Origin of the sequence: Vulcanococcus sp. DEBay_Sum22DG08_74, assembly GCF_017852955.1 — a bacterium.
Taxonomy (GTDB): domain Bacteria; phylum Cyanobacteriota; class Cyanobacteriia; order PCC-6307; family Cyanobiaceae; genus Vulcanococcus.
Genome location: NZ_JAFMKL010000104.1, coordinates 1 through 5,634, shown reverse-complemented (window position 1 = coordinate 5,634; position 5,634 = coordinate 1). Strand labels below are relative to the sequence as shown.

The 5,634-nt window shown below is 64.2% G+C and carries 8 protein-coding genes; 4 read left to right on the top strand and 4 right to left on the bottom strand.

What is annotated here, in order from left to right; translation table 11 throughout:
* The 4 genes from QZ184_RS09695 to QZ184_RS09680 form a co-directional block, all read right to left on the bottom strand.
* Positions 1 to 1,103: urease subunit alpha (locus tag QZ184_RS09695; protein WP_296419340.1), on the bottom strand; the 1,103-nt coding region annotated here is incomplete at its 3' end.
* A gap of 11 nt (positions 1,104 to 1,114) precedes the next feature.
* Entirely contained in the window at positions 1,115 to 1,432 is a 318-nt protein-coding gene (locus tag QZ184_RS09690; RefSeq protein ID WP_247476706.1) for an urease subunit beta, read from the bottom strand.
* Between the two features lie 6 nt (positions 1,433 to 1,438).
* Positions 1,439 to 1,741 carry an urease subunit gamma gene (locus QZ184_RS09685; protein WP_010313747.1) on the bottom strand — a complete coding sequence of 101 codons (303 nt, stop codon included), beginning with the start codon at positions 1,739 to 1,741 and terminating at the stop codon, positions 1,439 to 1,441.
* Positions 1,742 to 1,810: 69 nt separating this feature from the next.
* Positions 1,811 to 2,734 (bottom strand): urease accessory protein UreD, encoded by a 924-nt coding sequence (locus QZ184_RS09680; protein ID WP_296419337.1) that lies wholly within the window; start codon positions 2,732 to 2,734, stop codon positions 1,811 to 1,813.
* A gap of 78 nt (positions 2,735 to 2,812) precedes the next feature.
* On the opposite strand from QZ184_RS09680, the gene ureE reads away from it, so the two are divergent.
* From ureE to QZ184_RS09660, 4 genes are all read left to right on the top strand, one after another.
* Positions 2,813 to 3,313 carry an urease accessory protein UreE gene (ureE, locus tag QZ184_RS09675; protein WP_296419335.1) on the top strand — a complete coding sequence of 167 codons (501 nt, stop codon included), beginning with the start codon at positions 2,813 to 2,815 and terminating at the stop codon, positions 3,311 to 3,313.
* The gene (locus QZ184_RS09670) at positions 3,306 to 3,992 is read left to right on the top strand and encodes an urease accessory UreF family protein (protein WP_043705227.1); all 687 of its coding nucleotides are present in this window, start codon (positions 3,306 to 3,308) and stop codon (positions 3,990 to 3,992) included. Before ureE ends, QZ184_RS09670 begins: the two co-directional genes overlap by 8 nt.
* Positions 3,993 to 4,028: 36 nt before the next feature.
* The gene (ureG, locus tag QZ184_RS09665) at positions 4,029 to 4,634 is read left to right on the top strand and encodes an urease accessory protein UreG (RefSeq protein WP_029626041.1); all 606 of its coding nucleotides are present in this window, start codon (positions 4,029 to 4,031) and stop codon (positions 4,632 to 4,634) included.
* A gap of 196 nt (positions 4,635 to 4,830) precedes the next feature.
* Positions 4,831 to 5,634: transporter substrate-binding protein (locus QZ184_RS09660; protein WP_296419331.1), on the top strand; the 804-nt coding region annotated here is incomplete at its 3' end.

Sequence of the window (5,634 nt, the reverse complement as noted above, 5' to 3'; positions counted from 1 at the left end):
CGGCCCATGGCCTGGGAGTCGCTGGCGATGATCGAGAAGGCGCCGAGGTCGTGAAGGATGTCTTCGGCGGCGATCGTTTCGCGCCTGATCCGTGATTCTGCGAAGGCCACGTCTTCCGGGATTTTCGGGTCGAGGTGGTGGCACACCATCAGCATGTCGAGGTGCTCCTCGAGCGTGTTGCGGGTGTAGGGGCGCGTCGGGTTCGTGCTGCTTGGCAGGACGTTGGCTTCGCCGCAGATTTTGATGATGTCGGGGGCGTGACCACCACCGGCCCCTTCGGTGTGGAAGGTGTGGATCGTGCGGCCGCCGATGGCTCGGATCGTGTCCTCGACAAAGCCCGCTTCATTGAGGGTGTCGCTGTGGATGCAGACCTGCACATCCATCCGATCGGCAACGCTCAAGCAGCAGTCGATGGCCGCCGGAGTGGTGCCCCAGTCCTCATGCAGCTTGAGCCCGCAAGCGCCGGCCTGGACCTGCTCCTCAATCGCCTCTGGGGTGGAGGCGTTGCCCTTGCCAAAGAAGCCCAGGTTGACCGGCAGCCCCTCAGCGGCCTGCAACATCCGGCTGATGTGGAAGGCCCCGGGGGTGCAGGTGGTGGCGTTGGTTCCCGTCGCCGGGCCGGTACCGCCGCCGAGCAAGGTGGTCACCCCACTGGCCAGGGCCGTTTCGATCTGCTGGGGGCAGATGAAGTGAATGTGGGTGTCGATCGAGCCCGCGGTGAGGATGTGTCCCTCCCCGGCGATGGCTTCGGTGCCTGGGCCCACGACGATGTCGACCCCTGCCTGGGTATCCGGGTTGCCCGCTTTGCCAATGCCGCAGATGCGGCCATCGCGGATGCCGATGTCGGCTTTGACGATGCCCCACCAGTCGAGGATCAGGGCATTGGTGATCACGGTGTCCACCGCTCCGGCTGCCCGCGTGGTCTGGGCCTGCCCCATGCCATCGCGGATGACCTTGCCGCCGCCGAATTTCACTTCATCGCCGTAGACGGTGAGGTCCCGTTCCACCTCAAGGATCAGCTCTGTGTCCGCCAGGCGCAGGCGATCGCCGGTGGTGGGGCCGTAGGTCTCGGCGTACTGACGGCGGGAAATCCGGTAGGGCATGGGGTGTCCGTTCAGTCGAGGGGGCCGTTGATCAGGCCGTTGAAGCCAAAGACGCGTCGTCCGCCTGCGAAGGGAATCAGCTGCACTTCCCGGCTGTCGCCAGGCTCAAAGCGGATCGCCGTGCCCGCAGGAATGTCGAGCCGTTGTCCCCGGGTGGCCTCGCGGTCGAACTGCAGGGCGGCATTGGCCTCAAAGAAGTGGAAGTGGGAGCCCACCTGAACGGGGCGATCTCCGGTGTTCGCCACCAGCACCGTGGTGATGGGGCGTCCGCTGTTGAGCTCCAGCTCCCCTGGTTCGGGAATCAGTTCGCCGGGAATGAGTGCAGCCATGGCCGATCAGCGAATGGGGTCATGCAGGGTCACGAGCTTGGTGCCGTCGGGAAACACCGCCTCGATCTGGACTTCGTGGACCAGCTCAGGGATGCCCTCCATCACCTGATCTCGGCTCAGCCAGGTGGTTCCCTCGGCCATGAGTTCCGCCACGGTTTTTCCGTCCCGGGCCCCTTCGAGCACCAGGAAACTCAGCCAGGCCACCGCCTCGGGATGGTTGAGCTTGAGGCCGCGGTTCAACCGGCGTTCGGCCAAGAGGGCCGCGGTGACGATCAGGAGCTTGTCCTTCTCCTGAGGGGTCAGATGCATGGCGGGGCAGGAGCCTGATCCAGCTGATCAGAAGCCTTCACTCTGGTTCCGCGCTGGACCGTCCTCTGTTCAGGCTGAACACTCAGCCGCCTGCTCCAAGGGGTTTTCCTGAAAGGGCCAGACCCGGGGAAGCTCCGGCGGGGCTTGCCCTTGGATGGAGCGAAGTAAGGCCCAGATGCGGCAGAACCAGAACCGGGCGGCTTGGCTGGAGGGGCCGCGATAGCGGGCCACCAGGCCCTGCTCGAGGGCGCCGCAGGCCATGGTTCCTTCGAGACCAGCGCGCTGCTGGCGGCAGGCTTGGAGTAATTCTTCGATGACAGCTGGGGGGAGTGGGTCCCCGGCGATCCAGGTCAGGGAGCCGAAGACCGGCTGGGCTGCCATGCCGTGTTCCCCCGTCAGAGCTGCATCCTTGAGCTCCAGGCGATCGACCAATTCCCAGCGTCCGCCGTTGGCTCCGCTGCGGTGGATCTCCAGGGCGGAACGCCAGCAGCCCTGCTCGAGGGACTCCCCCGCGGCGGTGCGCCCCAGGCGCACGACCTCCGCTCCGAGGAAGCTGGCACCCGGTTCCAGCTCGATACGGCAGGTCTGCTCGAACAGGCCATTGGCGTAGAGCACCAGCTCCTGCGGAAGCCATTCGAGTTGGCTGCCCTGTTTGAGTTCAAACCTCAAGGCCTGCCGAGACCAGCGTCCCTGCGGTTGTTGGCGGGAGCGTCCAACGCTTCCGTAGACCTTCTGGGCTGCGACGCTGGTGAGTAGGGCCTGGCTCTGGGGTGCGAGCTGGGCGCTGATCTCGAGTTCGTCACCACCGACCAAGCCCCCGGCGGTGTGCAGGATCGGCAGCTCGCAGTGGCCACTGCTCTGCCACTGGGCGCGCTGCAATTTGAGCGGGGAGCTGGCCTGTCCTTGGTGAATGGTTCGTTCGCCCCCCGCCGAGCCCCTTCGCTCGAACTGGAGCGCGACACGTCCCCTCCAGGTGGATTGCGACTCAGCCATGGCCGCATACTCCGGTCCCGCCGGTCCGGCTTTGGTAGCAATCGCCACAAAGGTCCAGTGCGGTGGCTCGTCAGGGTGATGGCCCTCGGGTCGCCTCAGGTGGAGCAGGGTTCAGCGATCGTGTTGGTGGAGCGCCGCCCCAAGGGCGTGCTGCCGGAGCCTGGATCCCAGGCGTTGACTTTGGCGTTGACGGCGGATGAGCGCACCAGCCTGCGGGGCCATCGCCGCAGTCGCTGCGGGCGGGATCTGGTGCTGCAGCTCCCCCGTGGTGCTGCCCTGCAGCCCGGTGATCAGCTGCTGAGTGACGACGGCTGTTGGCAGGTTCTTGTGGAGGCGGCACCGGAGCCGGTGATGCAGGTGCGCAGCGCTGAGCCCCTGGCTCTGTTGCAGGCGGCCTATCACCTGGGTAATCGCCACGTGGCGATGGAGCTGCACCCCGACCGCTTGGTTCTGTTGCAGGACAGCGTGTTGGCGGAGCTGCTGCGCCAAAGGCAGCTGCAGGTGGACTGCCTGGATGCTCCATTTCAGCCGGAGGCCGGTGCCTATGCGGGCGTTCCCCATGCCCACTCCCATGGCTGATCGGCAACTGGCGCGGCTCAGGCTCTATCAACTGGTGAGTCCGGCCTTGCCGGTGGGGGCCTTCAGTTATTCCGAGGGTCTTGAGGTCTTGGTTCAGGCCGGTCAGGTCACCTCCGAGCAGGCGATGGAGGATTGGCTCAGCGCTGAGTTGCGGCGTGGTGGGGTGGCGATTGAGGCCGCAGCGCTCGCGCCCTTGATGGCGTTCATGCGCGCCTGGAAAGACGGTGAGCCGCAGGCGGAGCAGGAGCTGCGCAGCCTTGATCAGTGGTTGCTGGTGCAGCGGGAATCAGCGGAGCTGCGGGCTCAGCAGCGGCAGATGGGGCGTTCGCTCCTGCAGTTGCTGGCGGATCTGGGCTGGCCCTTGCCCCGAGCCGGAACGCTGTTGGCCTGGCCGGCTGCCTATGCCTGGGCCTGCGCGGTTTTGGAGTTGGACTCCCCGGAGGTGGAGGAGGCCTACCTCTATTCCTGGGTCGCCAACCAGCTCAGTGCAGCGGTGCGCTTGGTGCCTCTTGGGCCAACCCAGGCCCAGCGGCTGCAGTTGAGGCTCGCTCCGCTTCTCGCTCAGCGGGCTCAGGAGCTGGCGTCGATGGATCCAGAGCAGCAGTGGAATGGCGGCGTCGGTGCGGGGCTGGCCCAGCTGCGCCACGCAGAGCTCTACTCCCGCCTGTTCCGCAGTTGAGCTGAGCACAATGCTGAGAATGAATTGGCGAAGGAGATGACCACCAGTCGTCTGCGGGTTGGTGTGGCTGGGCCCGTGGGCTCGGGTAAGACCGCCCTCGTCGAGGCCCTCTGCCGGCGCCTTCGCGATCGGTTGGAGCTGGCGGTGGTCACCAACGACATCTATACCCAGGAGGACGCCCAGTTCCTGACCCGCGCTGGCGCTCTGGAGCCCGGCCGCATTCGCGGTGTGGAAACCGGGGGCTGTCCCCACACGGCGATCCGGGAGGACTGCTCGATCAATCGAGCTGCCGTCGCGGACCTCGAGGCGGCCTACCCGAATCTCGATCTGGTGTTGGTCGAGAGCGGCGGCGACAACTTGGCGGCGAGTTTCAGTCCGGAGCTGGTGGACCTCTGCATCTACGTCATTGACGTGGCCGCCGGCGACAAGATTCCGCGCAAGGGAGGGCCCGGCATCACCCGCTCGGACCTGCTGGTGATCAACAAGATCGATTTGGCTCCGATGGTGGGGGCCAGCCTGGAGGTCATGGAGCGTGACACCGAGCGGATGCGCTCGGGCCGGAGCTGGTGCTTCACCAACCTCCACAGCGGCGAGGGCCTCGAGCAGGTCGAGGCGTTTTTGTTGCAACAGCTACCGAAGTAGCCGCAGATTGGTGGCCGTTGATACGGCGCAAAGGGCGTCAAATCTCCTGGTGAATTGCCGCGAGTCTGATCAGTCTCGCAATTGCCAATTTGGTGCTTATTGCTACCCGTGAGCGCCTGCCTCGATCAATACATTCCTCGCACCGCTGAACGACGGCGGCGGCCTTCATTGATTCAAAGTTATGGCATCTCCTTTGATGCGAAAGTCTTCGTTGCGTCTGCTGACCGGTGCAACGGCTCTCGCCACTTCTCTGAGTCTGGTGGCTTGTGGTGGTGGTGATTCTGCCTCCAATGTTCAGTACGACGACACGGTCAAGGTCGGGATTCTTCACTCCTTGACCGGTACGATGGCGATCTCGGAGTCCACCCTGGTGGACACTGAGAAGATGGCTATTGATGAGATCAATGCCGCCGGTGGTGTCACCGTTGATGGCAAGAAATACAAGATCGAATACATTGTTGAAGACGGCGCGTCCGACTGGCCAACCTTCGCTGAGAAGTCCAAAAAGCTGATCGATCAGGACAAGGTGCCTGTGGTCTTCGGTGGTTGGACGTCAGCAAGCCGAAAGGCGATGCTGCCCGTCTACGAGTCGAAGGACGCGTTCCTCTACTACCCGATTCAGTACGAAGGTCAGGAGTGTTCCAAGAACATCTTCTACACCGGTGCAACTCCGAACCAGCAGTCGGAGCCTGCAACTGAGTTCATGTTCAAGAAGTCGCCTGCCGCTGGCAAGCCCTTCTTCCTGGTGGGATCCGACTACGTCTTCCCCCGCACCTCCAACACCATCACCAAGCAGCAGCTCAAGTCCCTGGGCGGCAAGGTGGTTGGCGAGGACTACCTGCCCCTGGGTAACACCGAGGTCGCTCCGATCATCGCCAAGATCAAAAAGGCGATGCCCAACGGCGGTGTGATCATCAACACCCTCAATGGTGACCAGAACGTTGCCTTCTTCAAGCAGATCCAGGACGCCGGTCTGACTCCGGCGAATGGCTACTACGTG